15 protein-coding genes are annotated in these 22,271 nt (G+C 46.2%); all 15 read right to left on the bottom strand.

Annotated elements, in window-relative coordinates; genetic code table 11:
- Nucleotides 1-264 precede the first annotated feature (264 nt).
- Nucleotides 265-1,137, bottom strand: coding sequence for a signal recognition particle-docking protein FtsY (ftsY, locus tag G625_RS0107860; protein WP_029200690.1), 873 nt, complete (start codon nucleotides 1,135-1,137; stop codon nucleotides 265-267).
- Nucleotides 1,138-1,290: 153 nt separating this feature from the next.
- Complete coding sequence (gene smc / locus G625_RS0107855; RefSeq protein ID WP_029200689.1) at nucleotides 1,291-4,575, bottom strand: chromosome segregation protein SMC; 3,285 nt, start codon at nucleotides 4,573-4,575, stop codon at nucleotides 1,291-1,293.
- Nucleotides 4,556-5,263, bottom strand: coding sequence for a ribonuclease III (gene rnc / locus G625_RS0107850; RefSeq protein ID WP_029200688.1), 708 nt, complete (start codon nucleotides 5,261-5,263; stop codon nucleotides 4,556-4,558). The genes smc and rnc overlap by 20 nt, the downstream gene beginning before the upstream one ends.
- Before the next feature lie 157 nt (nucleotides 5,264-5,420).
- Nucleotides 5,421-5,663: an acyl carrier protein gene (acpP, locus tag G625_RS0107845; protein ID WP_029200687.1), complete on the bottom strand. Its 243-nt coding sequence runs from the start codon at nucleotides 5,661-5,663 to the stop codon at nucleotides 5,421-5,423.
- A 2-nt stretch (nucleotides 5,664-5,665) separates the two neighbouring features.
- Nucleotides 5,666-6,712, bottom strand: coding sequence for a phosphate acyltransferase PlsX (plsX, locus tag G625_RS0107840; protein WP_029200686.1), 1,047 nt, complete (start codon nucleotides 6,710-6,712; stop codon nucleotides 5,666-5,668).
- Nucleotides 6,713-6,897: 185 nt separating this feature from the next.
- Complete coding sequence (locus G625_RS0107835; RefSeq protein WP_029200685.1) at nucleotides 6,898-8,991, bottom strand: elongation factor G; 2,094 nt, start codon at nucleotides 8,989-8,991, stop codon at nucleotides 6,898-6,900.
- Nucleotides 8,992-9,414: 423 nt separating this feature from the next.
- Complete coding sequence (locus G625_RS0107830; protein WP_029200684.1) at nucleotides 9,415-10,512, bottom strand: prephenate dehydrogenase; 1,098 nt, start codon at nucleotides 10,510-10,512, stop codon at nucleotides 9,415-9,417.
- A 184-nt stretch (nucleotides 10,513-10,696) separates the two neighbouring features.
- Nucleotides 10,697-15,286: a PolC-type DNA polymerase III gene (locus tag G625_RS0107825; protein WP_029200683.1), complete on the bottom strand. Its 4,590-nt coding sequence runs from the start codon at nucleotides 15,284-15,286 to the stop codon at nucleotides 10,697-10,699.
- Between the two features lie 221 nt (nucleotides 15,287-15,507).
- On the bottom strand, nucleotides 15,508-16,572 hold the full coding sequence (gene ispG, locus G625_RS0107820) for a flavodoxin-dependent (E)-4-hydroxy-3-methylbut-2-enyl-diphosphate synthase (RefSeq protein WP_029200682.1): 1,065 nt from the start codon (nucleotides 16,570-16,572) through the stop codon (nucleotides 15,508-15,510).
- Nucleotides 16,572-17,768: a M50 family metallopeptidase gene (locus tag G625_RS0107815; RefSeq protein ID WP_029200681.1), complete on the bottom strand. Its 1,197-nt coding sequence runs from the start codon at nucleotides 17,766-17,768 to the stop codon at nucleotides 16,572-16,574. Before G625_RS0107815 ends, ispG begins: the two co-directional genes overlap by 1 nt.
- A gap of 14 nt (nucleotides 17,769-17,782) precedes the next feature.
- Nucleotides 17,783-18,940: a 1-deoxy-D-xylulose-5-phosphate reductoisomerase gene (locus G625_RS0107810; RefSeq protein WP_029200680.1), complete on the bottom strand. Its 1,158-nt coding sequence runs from the start codon at nucleotides 18,938-18,940 to the stop codon at nucleotides 17,783-17,785.
- 16 nt (nucleotides 18,941-18,956) lie between these two features.
- Nucleotides 18,957-19,811: a phosphatidate cytidylyltransferase gene (locus G625_RS0107805; RefSeq protein WP_044932010.1), complete on the bottom strand. Its 855-nt coding sequence runs from the start codon at nucleotides 19,809-19,811 to the stop codon at nucleotides 18,957-18,959.
- 184 nt (nucleotides 19,812-19,995) lie between these two features.
- A complete protein-coding gene (locus G625_RS0107800; protein WP_044932008.1) occupies nucleotides 19,996-20,748 on the bottom strand; it encodes an isoprenyl transferase in 753 nt (250 codons plus the stop codon).
- Nucleotide 20,749: 1 nt separating this feature from the next.
- Nucleotides 20,750-21,304: a ribosome recycling factor gene (gene frr / locus G625_RS0107795; protein WP_029200677.1), complete on the bottom strand. Its 555-nt coding sequence runs from the start codon at nucleotides 21,302-21,304 to the stop codon at nucleotides 20,750-20,752.
- Nucleotides 21,305-21,352: 48 nt separating this feature from the next.
- Nucleotides 21,353-22,057 carry a UMP kinase gene (gene pyrH, locus G625_RS0107790; RefSeq protein WP_044932005.1) on the bottom strand — a complete coding sequence of 235 codons (705 nt, stop codon included), beginning with the start codon at nucleotides 22,055-22,057 and terminating at the stop codon, nucleotides 21,353-21,355.
- Nucleotides 22,058-22,271: the final 214 nt, after the last annotated feature.

Raw genomic sequence — 22,271 nt, 5'->3', positions numbered from 1 at the left:
AAAAAATATGCTGTCAACACTTTTTGTTGACAGCGCCGGAGGGCATCCATTTAAAACCGAGGCGCTTCGTCGGAAAAATCTAAAATCGGACCCCTAAGAACCACTAGGCCCTCGCCAATGTCAGAGTTCTCTTTATGACAACATCTGACTTGGCGAGGGGGCTAAGGAAAAGGGAACCAAGTGGTTTCTAAGGGGTCCGATTTTGATTTTTCTCGACTCAGCTTAACGGTTTTAAATGGATGCCCTCCGGCGCTTCCGATAGTATCAAGCTTCGAATATGGAATCTACATATTCCTTGGCGTCGAAGCGTCGAAGGTCGGAAACCTTTTCACCTACGCCGATGTATTTTACGGGGATACCGAGCTCGGACTGGACTGCAAGTGCGATGCCGCCTTTTGCGGTACCATCCATCTTTGTAAGGATAATGCCGGTAACCTGGCAGGCATCCTTGAAGATTTCGGCCTGGGACATGGCATTCTGTCCCGTTGTGGCATCAAGGACTACAAGGGTTTCTCTGTAGCCCTCCGCAAATTCCTTGTCGATGATCCTGTTGATCTTTCCGAGCTCCTGCATGAGATTCTTCTTATTATGAAGACGTCCGGCAGTATCGATGATGAGGAGATCGGCATTTTTTGATTTGAAGGACTGAAGTGCATCAAAAACTACAGCTGCAGGATCGGAACCTTCCTTCTGGGCAATGACATCAACGTCAATGCGGTGACCCCATTCCTTGAGCTGCTCGATGGCACCGGCTCTGAAGGTGTCTGCGGCGGCAAGGATCACTCGCTTACCTTTGTTTTTGAAGTTGCCGGCCATCTTTCCGATGGAAGTGGTTTTTCCTACGCCGTTAACACCGATTACTGAAATGATACTTTTCTGCTTTTCGAAATCGTAGTAGGAATCGTCAACTCTCATTAACTCGTAAAGATAATCACGAAGTATTTTCTTTATTTCACGGGTAGTATTGACGCCCTGGCGTGAGGCCTCTGTCTTGATCGCGTCTATGACCTTCAGTGTTGTGGTGACACCTACATCTGACATGATCATGGCATCTTCGAGACCTTCGTAAAAGTCGTCATCGGCGATTTCATTTGTCTGAAAGATGTTATTTATAAGTTTGGAAAAGAAATTAGCCATAATGTCACTTTCTCCTTGATAAAAGCCGGTGTTCCTTTAATCATTGCTAAGATGTGAATAAGACCGGCTTCTAAATAATATGTCTAAAGCCCTGACGTTACTCTGCAAGTAGACCGTCGGACTTTAGACAATTGGTGATTAAATATTTTTTGATTATGCCTCTAGCTGATCCTGTACCAGATCAACGGATACCAGTGTTGACACACCCTTTTCCTGCATAGTGATACCGAACAGGCGGTCAGCATTTTCCATAGTTCCTCTTCTGTGGGTGATAACTATGAACTGTGTCTGTATAAGTGTGTGGAGGTACTCCGCAAAACGTGTGACATTGGAGTCATCAAGCGCAGCCTCGATCTCATCCAGCAGACAGAAGGGTGACGGCTTCAGATTCTGAATTGCAAAAAGTAATGCAATGGCCGTAAGCGCCTTTTCTCCTCCGGAAAGCTGCATCATGTTTTGCAGCTTCTTTCCGGGCGGTTCCGCAATGATGGAAATCGATGCGGTAAGAACATCCGGATCCTCTGTGTCCAGCTCGAGTCTGCCCTGTCCGCCGCCGAAAAGTATCTTAAAGGTTTTGTTGAACTGTTCCTGAATGAGCTTAAAGTTTTCATTGAACTGCCTGCGCATGCCCTGATCCAGTTCCGCGATGATCTCATTAAGAGACTTCTCGGATTCCGTGAGATCCAGGTACTGATTGTTCAAAAATTCATAACGTTCAGACACTTCTTTGTACTGCTCGATGGCATCCAGGTTAACAGGACCGAGAGCCTTTAATTTGCCCTTTAACTGGTTAACAAGAGCACGTACCTCGTTTGTATTTTTGTATTCGTCAGAATAACGCTTCTTTGCCTCTTCGTATGTGATACCGTACTCGTCAAACATATAATTTGTGAGCTTGTCTATCTTTTCGTCCAGCTTTTCTCTCTTGTTCTGAACACGCATGGATTCCTTCTCCATATCAAGAAGTCGTACGGATATCTCGTCTTTCTTCTGGAAGAAGGATTTTCGCTCTTCCAAAAGATCTGTTTTCTGTTCTTCGTCCTGCGTCATTTTATCGTTCAGTGACTGAGCAGCGGCCTCAGCATTGGTGATCAGTTCTTCTAGTTCGGATATCTTATCAGTCTTATCCCGGAGAACATTATCCGAATTCTGCTGTGAATCCTCCATGGATCCCTTTTCGGTAGTGATCTCTTCAAGCTCTGAGTTCAGTCTGTGAAGATTTTCTGTAACGAAGTCGGTACGTGTCGAAAGAGATGAGTACTCAACATTGATCTGGGAAGCGATTGCCATGGTCTGGGTATTCTGCTCCAGAGTGAGCTTCTCGATCTCCTGTCGGTGGGACTCTACGGAAGCTTTTGCGAGATCTCTTCTGCTTTCGGACTCCGCAAGCTTATGCTTCAGATCTTCAACGGCATTTCTGGCTTTAAGGATCTGCTCTTCAATCTCCTCCAGCTCTCGCTTTCGACCCATGAGGTTCGAGTTGTTTCTGAAGGAACCACCGGAAATGGAACCGCCCGGGTTTAAAAGATCTCCTTCCAGGGTTACTATCCTGAGACTCTGGCGATATTTTCTCTGTATACCGAGAGCGGTGTCAATGTTGTTGACCACCAGGACTCGTCCCAGCAGGAACTCGGAAAGACCCTTATATTTAGCGTCAAACTTAATGAGATCACAGCCAAGTCCGATAGCTCCGTTTTCAGAGCAGGCACGCTCGCAATTGTCATCCCTTCTTCCTTTGATGTTTGAAAGAGGAAGGAAGGTCGCACGTCCGTAACGGTGCTGTTTTAAGTACTGCACCATGTTCTTGGCAGTGTTTTCGTCTTCTGTTACTACGTTCTGTATAGAACCGCCAAGGGCTGTTTCTATGGCAGTTTCATATTCCTTGGGAACTTCGATGAGATCTGCAACTACACCAAGGATACCATGCTCCTGATCACGACGATCCATGACCATCTTTACTGCATTGCCATAGCCTTCGTAGCGTTCTGCAAGATTTCGCAGGGTTTCAAGACGGTTTTTGAGATTATCGTGCTCCCGGGTCTTGTGATTGATCTGATCTCTTAATTGCTGGTTTGCTTCACCGAGCTTCATAACCAGCTCGGAGTCTGAGGAAATGAGATTTTTAACCTCTTCGAGACGCAGGTTCAGTTTTTCCAGGATTTTACGCTGTTCTTCAATGTTTCCCAGGAAATCATCGCTTTTAAGGCTTGAGGCTTTCTCGGTTTCCTTTAAAGGGCGTTCCTCAAGCTCAAAATCCGGTCCCATACAGGAAGTGATGGTAAGCGAAGTCTCGTCCATGGTAGACTGGATCATTTCCAGATCCAGATCTATATTTTCCATCATTTCATCTGTTCCGGCTTTGTTATCTTTGATGAAAGTAATCTGTTCCCTGATCCACTTTAACAGGCTCAGATTATCCTCAATCTGAGAAATACGGTCGAACATGTCCTTCTTCAGGGCATTGATGCGCTGTGTATAATGAAGGGCATTGTTCTTTTCTGTATTGATCTGCTCGTTTAAAACGTCAATCTGTCCGCGAAGGTTTGTTTTCAGAAGGTCTGACTTGTTTATATCATCCTTTGTTTTGCTGATTTCGCTTTCGAGAGTCCGGATCTTTTCTTCTATTTCGCTATACTTGCTGTTTAACTCTTCCGATTCCTTTTTAACGGCAGCCAGTTCGTCATTAACCGTGCTGGCATTTTCATTAATGGAATCAAGACCCTTTAAGGTGTCATCCATATCTCTGATGAAGAGGTTGGAATCCGCATTGACAAGCTCGTCACGAATTGAAAGATATTGTCTTGCCTCATCGGACTGCTTTTTCAAAGGCCCCACCTGGCGTTCCAGCTCGTTAAGAATATCTGTTACACGGGTAAGATTTGCCTGCTCGTCCGTAAGCTTTTTCTCAGCCAGAGCTTTTCTTCTTTTGAATTTGACGATACCTACAGCTTCGTCAAAAAGATCTCTTCTTTCTTCGGGCTTACCGGAAAGGATCTTTTCTACCTGGCCCTGTCCTATGATACTGTAACCATCCTTACCGATACCGGTATCATAGAACAGCTCGTTAATGTCTTTTAGTCGGCATTCTGTGCCATTCAGCATATATTCTGATTCGCCTGAACGATAAAGACGTCTTGATACGGTTACCACATCATAATCGATATTTAAAAGACGGTCTGAATTATCCAGAGTTATGGCGACAAAGGCTGAACTCTGGGGACGTCTCAGCTGAGTTCCGGCAAATATAACGTCCTGCATGGAAGAACCACGCAGCTGTTTTACCTTCTGCTCACCGAGAACCCAGCGAACGGCATCGGAAATATTGGATTTTCCGGAGCCATTAGGACCTACTATGCCTGTGACTCCTTTACTGAAATCAAGGACTGTCTTATTTGCAAAGGACTTGAAGCCCTGAACCTCAATAGATTTTAAATACATATCCGGTTTCCGCCTTAATCTGCTTTAATGTCTGGTAAGCTGCTCCCTGCTCACCCTTTTTCTTACTGGAACCTTCGCCGATGCCGTATTCTCTGTTGTTCAGGATGGCCTGAACACGGTAGAATCTGTCATGGCAGGGACCTGATTCCTCAATGACTCTGTACTCGAGCTCCATTTTGTTCTGGGAAACATATTCCTGGAGAACGGTTTTTGCGTCTCTGAAGAGACCTGCGCTTTCAATATCGGTAAGCACAAGCTTATTTACGAAATTCTGCGCCTGTTCGAAACCACCGTCCAGATACATGGCGCCTATTACGGCTTCAAATGCATCTGATATGACAGAATCACGGTTATTGATGCGTTCTCTTGCCTCTCCTTTTCCCAGGATGATGTAATCACCAAGATTCACCTTTCGGGCGGCTTCTGCCAGCGTAGGTTCACATACCAGTGATGCACGGACCTTGGTCATGACACCCTCCTGTAATACGGGTTTTCTGTTAAAGAGAAATACGCTTGAAATAAGTTCGAGTACCGCATCTCCCAAAAATTCAAGTCTTTGATTGGAAGCCTCTTTTGGTTCGCCGTTTTCATTACTGAAGGAAGGATGTGTAAGGGCGTGTTTTAAAAGGTCCACATCATTAAAGTGATATCCTAAAGCTTCCTGTAGCTTTTCTAAATCGTCTGACATTTATACTCCTTTATAAACGCATGTTTTTTTGTTGTTTTATCGACAATTTGCCGGTTGGTATGCTTATTAGTCAAGGCTGGAGGCAAAGCTGTGGTAACGCCTGCGGATCGCCTCCGCCTTACAGTCAGTTAAGGGAGAAGCTGATTCTCCCCTTTTATCATCCTCTTGCTGCAACTGCCTCATGAATAGCTGTTACAGCCTCCTGTACTGTTGTGAGCTGTTCAGCCGCATCATCCGGAACCTCGATGCCGAATGCTTCCTCGATTGCCATAACTACCTGAACAACATCGAGGGAATCCATTTCAAGATCATCCACAAACCTTGCCTCCGGGGTGATCTTTTCAGCCTTAACGTGAGATACTTCCTTTATAATGATCTCTTTTAATTTCTCAAACTCCATATTTATACCTCCTGCTTAACCGGCTCAGTATCACCGGATTCAATACTTTCAGCAATCTTATTTACAGCATCGGATTTTACGAAATCATAGCACTGCTGGATGGCATGTGTGATCTCGACACCGTCTGTATTGCCATGAACCTTTACAACCAGTCCCTTTAATCCGAGAACCGGTGCTCCACCGTACTGTTTTGCGTCAAATCTTTGCATCGTTCCCTTGAGGGCTTTTTTAATGAGGAGCCCTCCGATCATTGAGATAAAGCTTGACTTTAGGGCAGTCTTTATTTCTCCGAGAAGCATTTTACCGGAACCCTCATAGGTTTTAAGGATACAGTTACCTACAAATGCATCGCAAATTATTACATCACAGGCTCCGAAAGGAACTTCCCTTGCTTCACAGGAGCCTATAAAGTTTATATCCTTTACAGCCTTAAGAAGCGGCATGGTCTCTTTAACCAGCTGGTTTCCCTTTTCTTCTTCTGCACCGACATTTACAAGACCGACAGAGGGATTCTTTATACCCACAACTTCCTTCATATATATGGTGCCCATCTTTGCATACTGGACAAGCCATTCGGGCTTGGCGTCAATATTGGCACCGCTGTCCAGAAGCAGGCTCACACCGTTCTTTGTCGGAATGAGGGCTCCGAAAGGAGGACGCGGAACACCCTTTGCGCGGCCTACTATAAGCTGACCTCCGGCAAGCACTGCTCCGCTGGAGCCGGCTGATATAAAGGCATCAGCATTACCCTCTTTTACAAAATGAAGAGCCTTAACGATACTGGACTCTTTTTTTCTTCGTATGGCGATGACCGGAGCCTCGTGAAGAGAGATGACATCCGGAGCATCGACTATCTCCACCCTCTCTTTAAGGTCTGACTCACTGATACCCCATTCCTTTGCGTGGGAAAGCTCAGACTTTACTGCAGCCTCCGGACCGAAAAGAAAAAGCTTTGTATCCGGAGTGACACTTAAAGACTTAAGAGCACCCTTGACAATGGCAGAAGGCGCGTTGTCTCCGCCCATACAATCTATTGCAATCTTAACCATTATATTACTTAAATGAATCCTTTCATAATAATGCATTCTGAAGGAAATTCTGATAAAAACAGAATTAGCCGAACACTAGCATATTCTAATATGCGTGATGATTCGAGTCAAGTGTATAGGCAGGCAAGAGCCGGAGGGCGCCCTGATTATAATGGATGCCCTCCGGCTCTGAATCATACTATATTTTACTTTTCAGCTTCAGCTGCATTCTCGTCAACAATCTGCTTCTGAACATCGCCCGGAGCCTGCTCGTATCTTACGAACTCATATTCGTAATCGCCGGCACCGCCGGTCATGGAACGAAGATCTGTGCTGTAGCCATAGAGACTTGACATAGGAGCTTCAGCCTGGATGACCTGCTTGCCCTGTCCGATGGACTCCATACCGAGTACTCTTCCGCGGCGCTTTGTCATATCGCCCATGATGTCACCGGTATTGGCATCGGGAACAGTGATCTTTACTGCTGCGATAGGCTCAAGAATTACAGGCTGACACTTCATGAAGGCATCCTTAAATGCCATATTGGCAGCTGTCTTGAAAGCCATATCGGAAGAATCAACAGGATGGTATGAACCGTCCAGAAGAGTTGCCTTGATACCAACTACAGGATAGCCTGCAAGAGGTCCCTTCTCGGTTCCTTCCTGAATACCCTTTTCAACGGCAGGGAAATAGTTCTTTGGAACTGCTCCTCCGAATACCTTCTCTTCGAAGATGTAAGGCGTCTCAAGATCGCCTGACGGCTCGAACTGCATGATAACATCACCGAACTGACCGTGTCCGCCGGACTGCTTCTTATATCTGCCCTGAACCTTGGCAACCTTCTTGATGGTCTCCTTATAAGCAAATCTTGGCTTTTCAAGGATAATGTTTACATTGAAACGCTCCTTGATCATGGAAGCAACAACCTCAAGCTGCTGATCGCCGATACCGTAAAGCAGTGACTGACGGTTGCCCGGATCCGCAACAACCTTAAGGGTCTTGTCTTCATCCATCATACGTGAAAGAGCTGTTGAAAGCTTATCTTCGTCAGTCTTGTTCTCTGCACGGTATGCCTTATAGGTATATGGCTTGGAGATCTGAGGACCGTGATAGATGATAGGCGCGTTTCTGTCAGCCATGGTATCACCGGTTCCGGTAACTGTAAGCTTTGCTACTGCGCCGATGTCTCCGGCCTTGAGCTCATCAACTTCGATATTCTCTTTTCCGCGGAGGATATAGATCTTTCCGATCTTCTCCATCTGCTCTTTATTTACATTGTAAACTTCTGTGTTGGGTTTAAGGGTTCCGGTGCATACCTTAAGGAGTGAATATTTGCCCATGAAAGGATCTGCGATGGTCTTCCAAACCTTAGCGGTAAGTGTTGCATCGGAATTGTATTTTGCTGTGAAACGCTCGCCGTTTGATGCGTCTATACCGACTGTTTCGAACTCGTCAGGAGCCGGGAAGTACTTGTCGATAACCTGAAGAAGGACATTGAAGCCCTGGATATTGATGCCTGAACCCATAAGAACAGGAACCATCTCACAGGTTCTGACACTCTTTCTGAGGGCTGCCTGAATCTCTTCTACGGTAAACTCTTCTCCGCCGAAATACTTCTCCATAAACTCGTCAGAGGTTTCTGCAACCGCCTCAAGAAGAGCATTTCTTGCGATACCGAGGTTCTTCTGAACATAGTCAGGAATCTCTGCAGCTTCATACTGGTTAAGCTTGGTGAACTTACGTCCTTCCATCTTGACTACGTTTACGAAACCTACGAATTTTTCATTTTCTCTGATCGGAATCTGGAAAGGTGCGACAGATCTGCCGAAACGCTTCTCAAGATCGAGAACCAGCTGACGGAATGAAGCATGATCATCGTCCATGTTGGTTACGAAGAAAAGACGTGGAACGTGGAACTTCTCGCATATATCCCAAGCCTTTACTGTACCGGGTTCGATACCTGCTTTACAGTTAACAACTATGATAGCTGCGTCGGCAACTGAGATAGCCTCCTCTATTTCGCCCACGAAATCGAAGTAGCCCGGAGTGTCAAGTATATTGATCTTTAAATCTCCGCTCTCGCCCTTGTATTCTACAGGAATTGTTGATGTGGAGATTGAAAACTTTCTCTTTATTTCCTCTTTGTCAAAATCTGAAACTGTGTTGCCCTCAGGGATGCTGCCCATACGGCTTGTTGTGCCGGTTACGTAAGCAAGTGCCTCGGCTACGGTTGTCTTTCCTGCGCCGCCATGTCCCAAGAGAACAACATTACGTATGTTGCCGGTGTCAAATACCTTCATAAGTCTTACCTCCTGTCTTCTCAAACGCCGGTCACTTATTTATTTTGCCTTAGGCAAGTGATCAGGCGCTGCAATCCGTTTTCACGTTTCCCGGATCCGCTGTATGCATACGAAGTATGTGATATGTAGATATTTTACTAAAAAAGAGCTCACAATACAAGAAAATTGGAAAATATGTATAAAGAATATAAAAAGAAAATGAAGTAATAATCCTTACTGATTATTTTGAAGAGTTCAAAGCTGCATGGCTTTCATGATCGGAAATCGCGGGTAGAAATGAAAAACCTTCGGGCGAAGTGCCCGAAGGTTGATGATGAAATCATGAATGAATAAAGCCAATGGCACAATCACATCATGAACGGAAACCGGGAGGGACGGTTCTCGACGGCGGGAACTGTCCCTCCCGGTTGTAATAGGTTTTTATCATCTTATGTCATACATATATCTCTTCAGTGTGGTAAGGGCTTTTTCCTTTGCCTCTTCCTCATAGAAGGAAATGCGGAGAGCGCCCTCGCCATGGTCACGGGCATTGTTGATGCCGATGTTCTTAATGGATATGCCTTTCGAAGCAAGGATGACTGATATGGTGGAGATGGCACCTACCTCATCCGCGATATCAACTGAGAAGCTGTAATCCGGTGTAAGGGCACCCTTATTCTTTGAGTCAATGGAATTCCTGTAGGCACGGGAGCTCTCGAACATATGGAGGATCTTCTGGTCGGAAACCTCTTTTTTGAGTGAAGTCGAAATGTCCTGCAGGGACTCAATGTAGCTGTCCAGAAGTGTCACAAGTGGAACTGAGTTTGTATCACAGATCTGTTCCCACATCTCGGGGCTTGAGCTTGCGATACGGGTAATGTCTCTGAAGCCGCCGGCTGCGATGGTCTTCATAAGATGGGATTCGTCATCGGAATCCTTTACGATATTTACCAGTGAGCTTGCGATGATGTGCGGCAGGTGTGAAACCGCAGCCACTGCCCTGTCGTGACGCTCCGCAGGAACTATGATGGGGATGGCTCCGAGAGATGTTGCCACCTCTCTGAGGCTGTCCACCAGTCTCGGATTACGGTCGGATATCGGTGTGATGATATAGTAAGCATTGGAGAAAAGATAATCTGTAGCAGCTTTATAGCCGGTCTGTTCTGAGCCTGCCATGGGATGTCCGCCGATGAACTTGTCTTCGAGACCAAGCTCGAGAGCTTTATTGCAAACCGCTGTTTTTGTGGAGCCAACGTCTGTAAGGACCGCTCCGTCCTTCAGAAGCTTACCGATGTTTTCCATGTAGGAAATGTTGGTCTCTACAGGTGCGCAAAGGAATACTATGTCGGCCTCGGAAAGTCTCTCGCTGTCGGGAGCATCCAGAACCACATTTACGATTCCTTCCTCCTGGGCTACTTCAAGATTGGACTTGTTCCTTGCGTAAGCCATGATACGCATGGTTGGATCCTTTTTCTTGAGTCCCTTTGCTATCGAGCCTCCGATGAGGCCAAATCCTATAAATGCTGCTGTTTTCATAATCATCTTCCTCTTCTCATAATAATTTAAAACACTCACACACTTTAACGCGTTTAAGTGCAAAAGTCAATGTCTGAATATATACTCGTTAAGGAAAAACTCTCCGTCACATTTATTGTATAACGAGTAAACGCACGCTGAACATATTTAGAAACGGCAGTATATAGCGTTTACGAGTCTAGAAGTTCTCTTAGTTCATGAAATCGAAAATACTCATCTGGTTCGACTCCGGTATATCTCCCAGAAGTCCAAGCTCGCTGAACTTCTCTACGAAGCCCTTCGGGCAGTGTGTCCTGTTAATGAAGTCGTCCTTACTGAGATATCTGACTCCGCTCTTACCGCCGTCCTCGATGCCCTGGGCAACGGCTTCACCGAGACCTGCCATGGAGGTGAAGCTAGGCATGATCTTTTTGTCAGGAGTGATGGTGAAGTCCTTCGCCTTTGCTTTATAAATGTCAAGAGGCGCGAACTCTATGCCTCGGGCATACATTTCCTCGCAGATACGCATGTCCCGGAGACACACGGCTTCCGTGTTGGTAGGCTTCGGGATCTTCAGATATTCATCCATATGATATCTTAGCTTATCTATTCCTCCGCACATCTTGTCATAGTCGAAGCCGTCTGCACGGATACTGAAGTAGGCGGTATAGTACTCAATAGGGTGGAATACCTTACACCAGGCAACACGCCAGGCCATCATAACGTAGGCTGCGGCATGAGCCTTCGGGAACATGTACTTTATTTTTTTGCAGGCGTCAATGTACCACTGAGGCACATCGTGATCCAGCATGTCCTGACACCATTCGTCCTTAAGAGGCTTATGCTTACGGGTGGCCTCCATGATGCTGAAGGATTCTCCCGGATCCATGCCCTTATGCATAAGGTAAACCATGATATCGTCTCGACAGCAGATCGCCTGCTGCAGAGTGGTTATGCCATCCTTAATGAGATCCTGGGCGTTGTTGAGGTATACGTCAGTTCCGTGGGACAGGCCTGAAATCCTGATGAGATCGGAAAAATACTTCGGTTTTGTATCCTCAACCATCTGCATGGCAAATGAGGTACCGAACTCAGGGATTCCGAGACAGCCCAGCTTCACTCCGTGAATATCTTCCGGCTTAATGCCGAGGACTTCCGTTGACTGGAACAGGCTCATTACCTCTTTACAGTCAAGAGGGATATCCTTTACAGGGTCTATGCCGATAAGATCCTGGAGGCGACGTATCATGGTGGGATCGTCGTGTCCCAGGATATCCAGCTTCAAAAGGTTATGGTCGATTTTATGATAATCGAAATGGGTGGTGATGATGGGGGATTGCATATCATTAGCCGGATGCTGTACCGGTGTAAATGTATTGATCTCCTCACCGTGAGGAAGTACTACGATTCCTCCGGGGTGCTGACCGGTGGTACGGCGCACTCCCACGCACCCCTGAACCAGACGGTCTATTTCTGCGGTTCGTTTTTCAATTCCCTTTTCTTCATAGTATTTTTTGACCATTCCGTAGGCTGTTTTATCTGCAAGGGTACCTATGGTTCCTGCCTTAAAGGTGTGGCCCTCTCCGAAAATGACTCCGGTGTAGGCATGAGCTTTTGCCTGGTATTCTCCCGAAAAGTTAAGGTCGATATCCGGCTCCTTGTCACCTTTGAATCCAAGGAAAGTCTCGAATGGTATATCATAGCCCCAGCGATTTAACTCGGCTCCGCACTTCGGACACTTTTTCGGTGGCATGTCACAGCCTGCCATACCTGAGAACTGCTTTACCTCAGGTGAATCAAAATCATACCAGAAGCATTCCGGGCAGACATAGTGCGGACTCAGAGGGTTAACCTCCGTGATATGTGACATGGTGGCTGCGAAGGAAGAACCTACGGAACCACGGGAACCAACCAGATAGCCATCCTCGTTTGATTTGTCAACAAGCTTCTGGGCGATAATGTACATAACGGAGTAACCGTTTGAAATGATTGAATTAAGCTCCTTTTCCAGTCTGTCTGAAACAATCTGAGGGAGGTCCGGTCCATACATTTTATGGGCGGTTTCATAACAGATCTCTCTCAGAGTTTCATCAGAGTTTTCGATAACCGGCGGGCACTTGTCGGGACGCACCGGCTTTATCATGTCACACATATCCGCTATGAGATTCGGATTGTCAATAACTATTTCCTTTGCTTTCTGCGGCTCAAGGTATGAGAATTCCCGAAGCATTTCATCGGTTGAACGGAAGTAAAGCTTGGCATCGCTCTCTTCTTCGTCAAAGCCACGTCCTGCCTGTATGATGGCTCTGTATATATCATCCTCAGGGTTAATGTAATGACAGTCACAGGTTGCACATACCGGTTTTCCCAGCTGGTCCGCAATGGATATGATCTTATTGTTGTAATCTATGAGATCCTGCTCTGTGGTTGCAGTATACTTTTCATTTCCCAGCATAAAGCTGTTGTTTCCGAGAGGCTGGATCTCAAGGTAATCGTAAAATGAAGCAACATCCAGAAGCTGCGCATCGTCCACACCTCGTATCATGCTCTGGAACACCTCTCCCATGACACAGGCGCTTCCGATGATAAGTCCCTCTCGGTATTTCCTTAGTAAGGACTTGGGAATACGGGGCCTTGACTTAAAGTAGTTAAGATGACTTTCGGATACCAGTCGATACAGGTTTATGCGTCCGATGTCATTCTTTGCCAAAAGGATGATATGGTAGGTGGGAAGCTTCATTACATTGGCGGCATGGTCAAATTCCAGCTTGTCGATGTCTGAAAGCCTTGTGCAGCCACGCTGCTTTACCATGTCCATCTCTTTGATATAGATTTCGGCAGTACATCCCGCATCATCCACAGCGCGGTGATGATGCTCGAGGGAGACATTAAGCTCCTTCGCAACGGTATCAAGCTTGAATCTGTTGAGCTTAGGAAGCAGCAGTCGGCTGAGGCTTACCGTATCGATGATGGTAGGGTCATAGGAAAGCCCGAGACGTTTTGCATTTTTGCTTATAAAGCCGGTATCGAAGGAGGCATTGTGAGCGACTATCACTGCGTCTCCGCACCACTCCAGAAATTTCGGCAGCACCACTTCTATGGGATCCGCATCCATGACCATGGAATCGTCGATGGAGGTGAGCTGTGTGATACGGAACGGAATAGGAACACCGGGATTTATGAAAACGTCCATGCGGTCCACGATCTCGTTGTTGTGAAGCTTTATAGCACCGATCTCGATGATATGGTCTGTCTCGGCATTGAAGCCTGTGGTCTCGATATCGAAAACCACGGTGTCATGGAAAAGCTCCTGACCTTTATCATTGACAACTATGGTCTCCTGATCATCCACCAGGTATCCTTCGCAGCCGTAAATTATCTTGAAATCTTTATCACGGCCCAGTTTTTTCAGATAAATGCTTGCATCCGGGAAGGCCTGGACCACACCGTGATCTGTGATGGCCATGGCATTCATTCCGAAGGAAATGGCGGTGTCGATATAATCGCAGACATCTGAAACTGCGTCCATATCTGACATTTTTGTATGGAGATGGAGCTCCACTCGCTTTTCCGGATGGCTGTCGGTCCTTTTGGCGCGGCTTATCTGATGTTTCAGGATACCGTCGATAAAGCTCATTTCCACCTGCTTGTCAAAGGAGTCAAAGGACACCGATCCCTTTATGAGAAGGTCTGTTCCGGGCTTTATAAATGAGGCTGCAAGCTCCATATCTTCGTCATCTACGAATATCTTGCAGGTTATGGAATCAGTGTAATCTGTTATATCAAACTTAAGTATATTTTTGCCGGTTTTGGTATGAACCGGATCATGTACCAGGAAGATGGTTCCTGCCATGATGATGTTTCCGGATCCGGCGTCCACATCCTTTAGAGAGACAGGTTCTCCCTCAAAGTATCTTCCGTAAAGGACTTCGGCATTTTCAGACATTTTGAAGGCGCGCTTTTTACGCTGGAACTGGGTATTGCCTACTCCGAAACGACTGCTGCCATTCTGAGATCCCTGGTTTTGAGCCTGGTTTCCTCTGTAGGATCCCGAACTCTGGTTAGCCATATTGAGGTCGGCACTCATGCGGGCATTTTGTGCTTCTAAAGCTGCAGCGGCTGCGTCACGGTCGTTGGCATTGGCAGAACTATCCCTGTCGGGAATTGCGAAGCTGTGGTCACCCTTCATGAAGCCTTCTGATTTCTGCAGCTCTGCTCTCCGGCGTCTTGACTCGTCGGTGTCTCCCCTGAGCTCCGGAGGAATGTAGTTATAGCCGGGATCCTTTGATGCGGGAGTCTGCTTTTCTTCATAAAGCATGTTGAGATTAAAGGCTATGGAACAACGATCTTCAAAAAGGCGTTTAAGGGCATGAAGAAGTTCCCTGCTTGCCTCTTTGTATAAGTGGGTATTTGGTACCTTGAGATCCATGGTGTCATCGTCCTGCCATGAAATCTGACCGGTAGTCATCATGTTATAGAGGATGATGTTGAAGTTCCTGAGCTCTATCAGGATACTGTCACGGTACATGTCAAACAGAGTTCTGGCGTTGTACTGTGCGCTGAGACGGAAATTCTCTTTGATACTTACAGCTACCTTCTTTTTGCCGAAAAGCTGGTCTTTGATGAGTTTTTCCATACGAAAAACAGTCCTCTTATCAATAAGATGAGGACTTGAGAGGTAGATTCGTATCTGTGTATGATCTTTTGTGATGGTGACACGGGTTACAAAGGTGTCACGAAATAATCCCTCGAGGTCATCGCTGACCTCCAGAGTTTCAAAAACTTCAAAAAATTTCTTCATTTTTGGTGCACCGCCCTCGCATTCCACGGTATCTGCGGCACAACCCCCTCTCTGATATAAAAGTTCAAAGGGAAACACCGATACTATCGGCATTCCCTGAAGATTAATGGATAGATAACTGTTTCATTCAGGAAAATTCTGTCACATCTTCTTGGATTCTGTTACATCTTCTCGAATTCTGTCACATCTTCTTGAATTTTGTCATATCATCTCGGATTCTGTCACATCTTCTCGATCTCAGCCTTAAGGGTAGACAGAAGCTCTGCCTCCGTGACTTTACGGATGATCTCACCCTTCTTTATAAGGAGACCTTCGCCTTTTCCTCCCGCGATTCCGATATCTGCTTCCTTCGCTTCTCCGGGACCGTTTACAACACAGCCCATAACAGCAACCTTCAGATTTTTATAGTCATACTCCTCCACAAGAGTCTGTACTTCATTTGCAAGGCTTATAAGGTCAATGTTGGTTCTTCCGCAGGTCGGGCAGGAAACAACTTCTATGCCTCCGGTTCTTAAACCGAGGGTCCTTAAAATAAGCTTTGCTGATTTGATCTCTTCCACAGGATCCGCGCTCAATGAAACACGGATGGTGTTGCCGATGCCCCGGCCCAGGATCAAGCCGAGACCTATTGAAGATTTAATGTTTCCGGACCACACGGTACCGGCCTCTGTGATTCCTACATGAAGAGGATGGCGGGTCTTGTCAGCGATAAGCTCGTGAGCCCTTGCACACATGAGAACATCCGAGGACTTAATGGAAATCACCAGATTGTCATAGCCCATATCTTCGATGAGCTTTACCTTCTGAAGAGCTGACTCCACAATGCCCTCTGCCGTCACATGACCGCCGTACTTTTCGATGAGGTCCTTTTCAAGAGATCCGGAATTCACTCCCACACGGATGGGAACGTTGTGGGATTTAGCACAGTCAACAACAGCCTGTATCTTTTCGTTTGAGCCGATATTTCCTGGATTAATACGGATTTTGTCGGCACCGTTTTCAATGGCGGCTATGGCCATCTTGTAATCAAAATGGATATCCGCCACAATGGGGATATGCACCTGCTGCTTTATCTCCTTAAGGGCCAATGCTGCCTCATTTGTCGGGACAGTACATCTGATTATCTCGCATCCTGCTTTTTCAAGTCTCAGAATCTGATCAACAGTTGCTTTTACATCTTCTGTTTTGGTATTGCACATGGACTGGATCGCAACGGGATTGTTCCCGCCGATCTTTACGTTTCCAATGTTTACAACTTTAGTGTTCTCTCTTGGTAACATTTTCATTAACCTCCAAGTATAGAAGCATAGGCTCCGGAAATGATATTCCAGATATCGTTTGACAATATGACAAGCATCAGCATAAGCAGGGCTGCCATGCCGATCTGGTTGATGCGTTCCTCGATGGAAAAAGGAAGCCTGCGCCTCGAGATCATCTCGAAAAGTATAAATAGCAGTCTTCCTCCGTCAAGGGCAGGTATGGGCAAAAGGTTCATGATGCCGAGATTCGAGGACAGCATGCTTAAAAGCTCCAGGAAAACCAGGAAGGCATTGAAAATACCGTATTTAGAGGACTTCTCAACAGTAGTACTCATGACGCTGACGGTACCAACGGGTCCCATGACTTCATTTCTGTGTACTTTTCCTTTGGCAATGAGTTTCAGGCTCTGGATCACGATGGTGAGATCATACCGGAATTCATAGTAGGAATACTTTATGAACTCCATGGGGGTTGATGCAAGCATCCGACCACCGTAAAATGCAAGCCCAAGCTTGTAAGCTTGCTGCTCTTCATTGTAGTAGGGCTTAAAGGTGATAGTTTCTTTTCTGCCATTACGGAGAACCACAACGTCAAGCAAGGTGTTTTCATCAAAGTCCTCAGCATTGATATACATCCACATGAAAAGATCCCTGTATCCGGGCATCCTGGATAAGTGTTTATCATGAAGACCGAGATATATGAGATTGTCATCCTGTTGGAAACCTGCTTCTGCAGCAGGAACATTTTCAACTGTATCGGTTATATACAGAGGATCAAAACCGCAGAAAAAAACCAGCACAGCTGCAAAAACTGCAGCCAGTATAAAGTTGTTCATTACTCCTGCGATACAAATGAAAAATCGCTGTATGGCAGGCTTCTGCTGGAAACTGTATTTAACGATTTCGGATTTTCTGAAACGGACACCGTCATAGTCGATCCATGGATCACCGGTATTTTCACGGTCCGGCAGTTCTTCCCCATATGCTGTAGAAAAATCACCGGAACCGGCTGAGTCTTCCCCCAGCATGGCACAGCTTCCGCCGAGGGGCAAAAGCTTCAGTGAATATCGGGTATTGTTTTTTACCCGGCTTATAAGTCTCGGCCCCATGCCTATGGAAAACTCCAGGACACCCACATGGCAGAGCTTGGCAGCCAGAAAGTGTCCGAGTTCATGGAAAAATATTAAAAAACTCAAGCCCAGAAGGGCGACAATTATTCCCAAGTTTATATCTCCTGTCAGCGTACTATTTTTGAATTATTCTTTACATAATCTCTTGCCCATTTTTCGATGGAAAGGATCTCTTCCACAGAGGGAGAAGCCACTACGTGTGCTTCGTGAGCATTCATGGCCTCTTCGATAACATCGGCTATTTCGAGGAAATCTATTCGGTCCTCAAGGAACATGGCCACCGCTTCCTCGTTGGCTGCGTTGTAAACAGTCGGCATGGATCCGCCTGTTCTTCCGGCACGGAAGCCAAGGGCGAGACCCTTAAAGGTATCCATGTCCGGATCCTCGAAGGTGAGCTGACCTAGTTTTGCCAGATCCAGCCGCTGATCCTCCGGAAGTGCACGGCGGTCAGGTGCATAAAGGGCATATTCAATCGGGATCCTCATGTCCGGAAGACCAAGCTGTGCCTTAACAGAACCGTCCACATACTGAACAGCTGAATGGACGATGGACTGAGGCTGTACAACAACCTTTATCATATCCACAGGAACATCAAAGAGCCAGTGGGCTTCCAGTACCTCCAGACCTTTGTTTACCATGGTGGAGGAATCTATGGTGATCTTTCTTCCCATAGCCCAGTTAGGATGCTTAAGGGCATCCTCTTTCGTCTTCCCTCTGAGTTCCTCACGCTTTTTGCCTCTGAAAGGACCGCCTGACGCTGTCAGAAGGATCTGCTCTATACGTTCATGAGGTTCTCCGGTGAGGGACTGCCATATGGCACTGTGCTCCGAGTCTATAGGCTTAATGTCTATACCGCACTCTGCTGCCAGGGGCATGATGATATGTCCTGCGCATACAAGAGTTTCCTTATTGGCGAGAGCCACCTGTTTATGGGCTTTAAGGGCTGCGATGGTAGGCTGGATTCCTATCATTCCCACAACGGAAACAACAACCTCATCACAGTTTTCCATGGTTGCAATCCCGATAAGTCCTTCCATTCCGGAAAGAACCTTCACAGGTAAGCCGAAGCCTTTGAAGGTCTCAGCTTTTTTCTCGTCATATATGCAGACTACTTCGGGATGAAGTGTCTCTACCTGCTCTTTTAATTTATCAATGGAACCGTAAACAGCGAGACCTGTGACTACTATCTCCGGGTCACCATTTATGACATCGATAGTCTGGGTTCCTATGGAACCTGTGGAACCAAGTATTACCAATCTTCTCATAAACATTAATCCTCTTTCAGATATTTAAAAATGTTAAGGCAAAATAAACTGCAGGTGCAGTGAAAATCAGTGAGTCAAATCTGTCCATGATACCGCCGTGACCGGGGATCAGGGTGCCGTAATCCTTTACCTCATAATCTCTTTTGATGCCGGAAGCGGTGAGGTCTCCCACCATGGAGATGAGTGCTCCGATCGCGCAGGCAATGGCACATGTTGCTCCCGGATTAAGGATATAGGTGAAACGGCTCTGAAGGATCGTGGCATAAACAAAACCAAGGAGCGCAGCTCCTATGACACCTCCGACTGCTCCTTCCACGGTTTTTTTGGGACTCAGTATAGGAGTCATTTTGTGCTTTCCTATGAGCATCCCCGTGCAATAAGCAAAGGTGTCGGAACCCCAGCTGGCAATAAAAATGAGCCATACAAGATACACTCCGTCAGGCATGGCACGGGTCTGATACAGATAACTCATCATGATACCGGCATAGCAGACGCACATAAAGGCTTTTGCCACTGCTGTGATCTTATAGGTCGGATAAGTAATGACATAGAAAGACATGAGGGCCATAAGGCTCAGCACAACCATAAGCGTAAAGTATTTATCCAGATTGAACCAGACAATAACATAATAGGCTATGGTAGTGAGGTATCCCACAAGTCCCAGTGAATTTTTTTCTATTCCGAAAACCCTGTACAGTTCAAAAAGACCTATCATGGAAATGAGGAAGGTCAGAAGAAACAGGGGCAGACCTCCCATGGGCACTATTATTGCCGCGAGAATAACCAGAATTATACCGCTTATAAGTCTCGTGATGAAGGAACCGGGTTTCTTTTCATTATGATCTTTTTTTAAATTATCTGTAGCTGACATATGTATTCCCATTGATCATATAAGGTTCCGCAGGCTGCAATATGCAGAACGGCAGAACTTTATACAACAAAGACAGGCTTCTTTTCTATCGCAGGTGCGTCGAAATAAGCTGTCGACACATCGCGGGCAGGTAAAGGGATATCATTGCCCGAACCCGATTGGTAAAAGAAGCCTGAGTCAAAATTTATTTTTTTAATCTGCCGCCAAAACGACGTTCGCGGCTGTTGAAGTTATCGATGGCCTTCAATAACTCTTCTTTGTTGAAGTCGGGCCAGAGAACCGGAGTTATATAATATTCCGCATAGGCACTCTGCCAAAGAAGGTAGTTTGAAATCCTGAATTCACCTGAAGTCCTTATGACGAGATCCGGATCAGGCATCCCGCTTGTATCGAGATAACCGGAAAATGCCTGTTCTGTCAGAGCTTCGATCTCCTCTTCGGATTTACCTTCTCTTATAGCCTGAAGGGTATACTTTCTTACTGCACGGACAATTTCATCCCTGGAACCGTAGTTTACCGCAAAGACAAATGTCATTCCGGTGTTTTGAGCGGTTTCCTGCTCAAGCTTTTCTATGCCTTCCCGGATGTCGGGGGCAAAGCGGCTTCTTTCGCCTATCATACGGGCCTTGACATTGTGCTCGTTGGCAACCTTTATGAGCTTCACCATATACAGGCGGAAAAGCTTCATCAGGGCGCCCACTTCCTCCTCCGAACGTTTCCAGTTTTCAGTGGAGAAGCCATAGACGGTCAGATACTTTACTCCCAGTCTTGCGCAGTCCGCAACGATGGTTTCAAGAGTTTCGCAGCCCTGCTTGTGCCCCATGGCTCTGGGAAGTCCCCGCCTTTCGGCCCATCTTCCGTTTCCGTCCAGTATGATGGCGATATGGGCAGGTATATTGCGGCCTTCGTTGTTAATGATATCGTTATTGTTTTCCATATTAAACTGTTAAGAGTTCCTTGTTCTTTGCTTCAACAGACTTGTCGATCTTCTCGCACATGTGGTCTGTAAGCTCCTGAATGTCCTTTGTGGCACGGGTAAGGTCATCCTCTGTCATCTCAGATGACTTCTCAAGCTTCTTTGCAAGATCCATGGCATCACGACGGATATTTCTGATGGCGATCTTCGCCTCTTCGCCTTTCTTCTTAACATCCTTTGTGAGTTCCTTACGTCGCTCCTCTGTAAGCTCAGGGAAAACGAGACGGACAACAGTTCCGTCGTTTGTCGGGTTGATACCAAGATCAGACATATTTATAGCCTTCTCGATCTCTTTAAGTAAGCTCTTGTCCCACGGCTGGATCTGGATAAGACGAGCCTCGGGAACGGAAATGTTACCTACCTGCTGAATAGGTGTAGGTGTGCCGTAGTAATCTACCATGATACGGTCCAGAACATGAGGGTTTGCACGTCCTGCACGGATAGTTGCAAGCTCTGACATGAGGTTATCATGTGTTTTGTGCATCTTCTCGATATAAATGGTAAATTGATCATCCATAATTAAATCCTCCTGTTTAAACCCGATTTTTCGGGATAATGTATAAATTTATGTAGTAACTCTGGTGCCGTTTATCTGACCCTTAAGAGCATTGGCGATACCATTTTCCTCGTTAAGAGAAAAGATAGCCAGCGGCATATGGTTTTCCATGCAGATAACTGATGCAGCCAGGTCTATAACACCTAAACGCTTGTCTACCACTTCCTGTATGGAAAGCTCATCAAACTTCTTTGCGTCAGGGTTTATCTTTGGATCTGAGTCATAGACACCGTCGATGGCCTTGGCAAGAAGTATCTCGTCACATTCAAGCTCAACTGCACGGAGCACTACGCCGGTATCTGTTGAAAAGTAAGGGTGACCAGTTCCGCCTGCGCAGAATACAACTGTTCCCTCTGCCATGGCATTGAGAGCTTTGTCTTTATTGAAAAGATCTGCCATATCCCCAATCTGTATCGAGGACATGACCATGGTTTTCATACCCTGTGTTCGGAATATTTCAGATACATATATACAGTTCATGACTGTGGCAAGTATTCCCACCTGATCGGCTTTATAGCGGTCTACAGCCTCGGACTGGCGGCCTCTCCAGAAATTTCCGCCGCCGATAACTATGGCGATCTGTACACCTTCGTCTACTGCTGACTTAACTTCTCTGGCAACTTCCCTGATGGTATCATCATCAAAACCGAAATGTTTTTCACCGGCAAGTGCTTCGCCGGAAAGCTTCAGCATAACTCTGCGTTTATCTGACATAAAAATAATCTCCATTCTGCCGATTCTCAGGCATATGGTTATGAAGGGGCTCCTTCATACCTGTATAAGTGATTTTAGATAAAATGAGACAGCTTTAATAGCGTCTGCATTAGATTTTATTCTAGCATATTACAATGTCATGGGCAACAGAACTGAATCATACAACTCCTATAATGATATCAGAAGCAGTAACAGTTCAGCCGATTCATACAAT

Origin of the sequence: Oribacterium sp. NK2B42, from assembly GCF_000424445.1 — a bacterium.
Lineage (GTDB): Bacteria > Bacillota > Clostridia > Lachnospirales > Lachnospiraceae > Oribacterium.
Note: the sequence above shows the minus strand (reverse complement) of the source record. Positions and strands in the feature narration are given on the sequence as shown.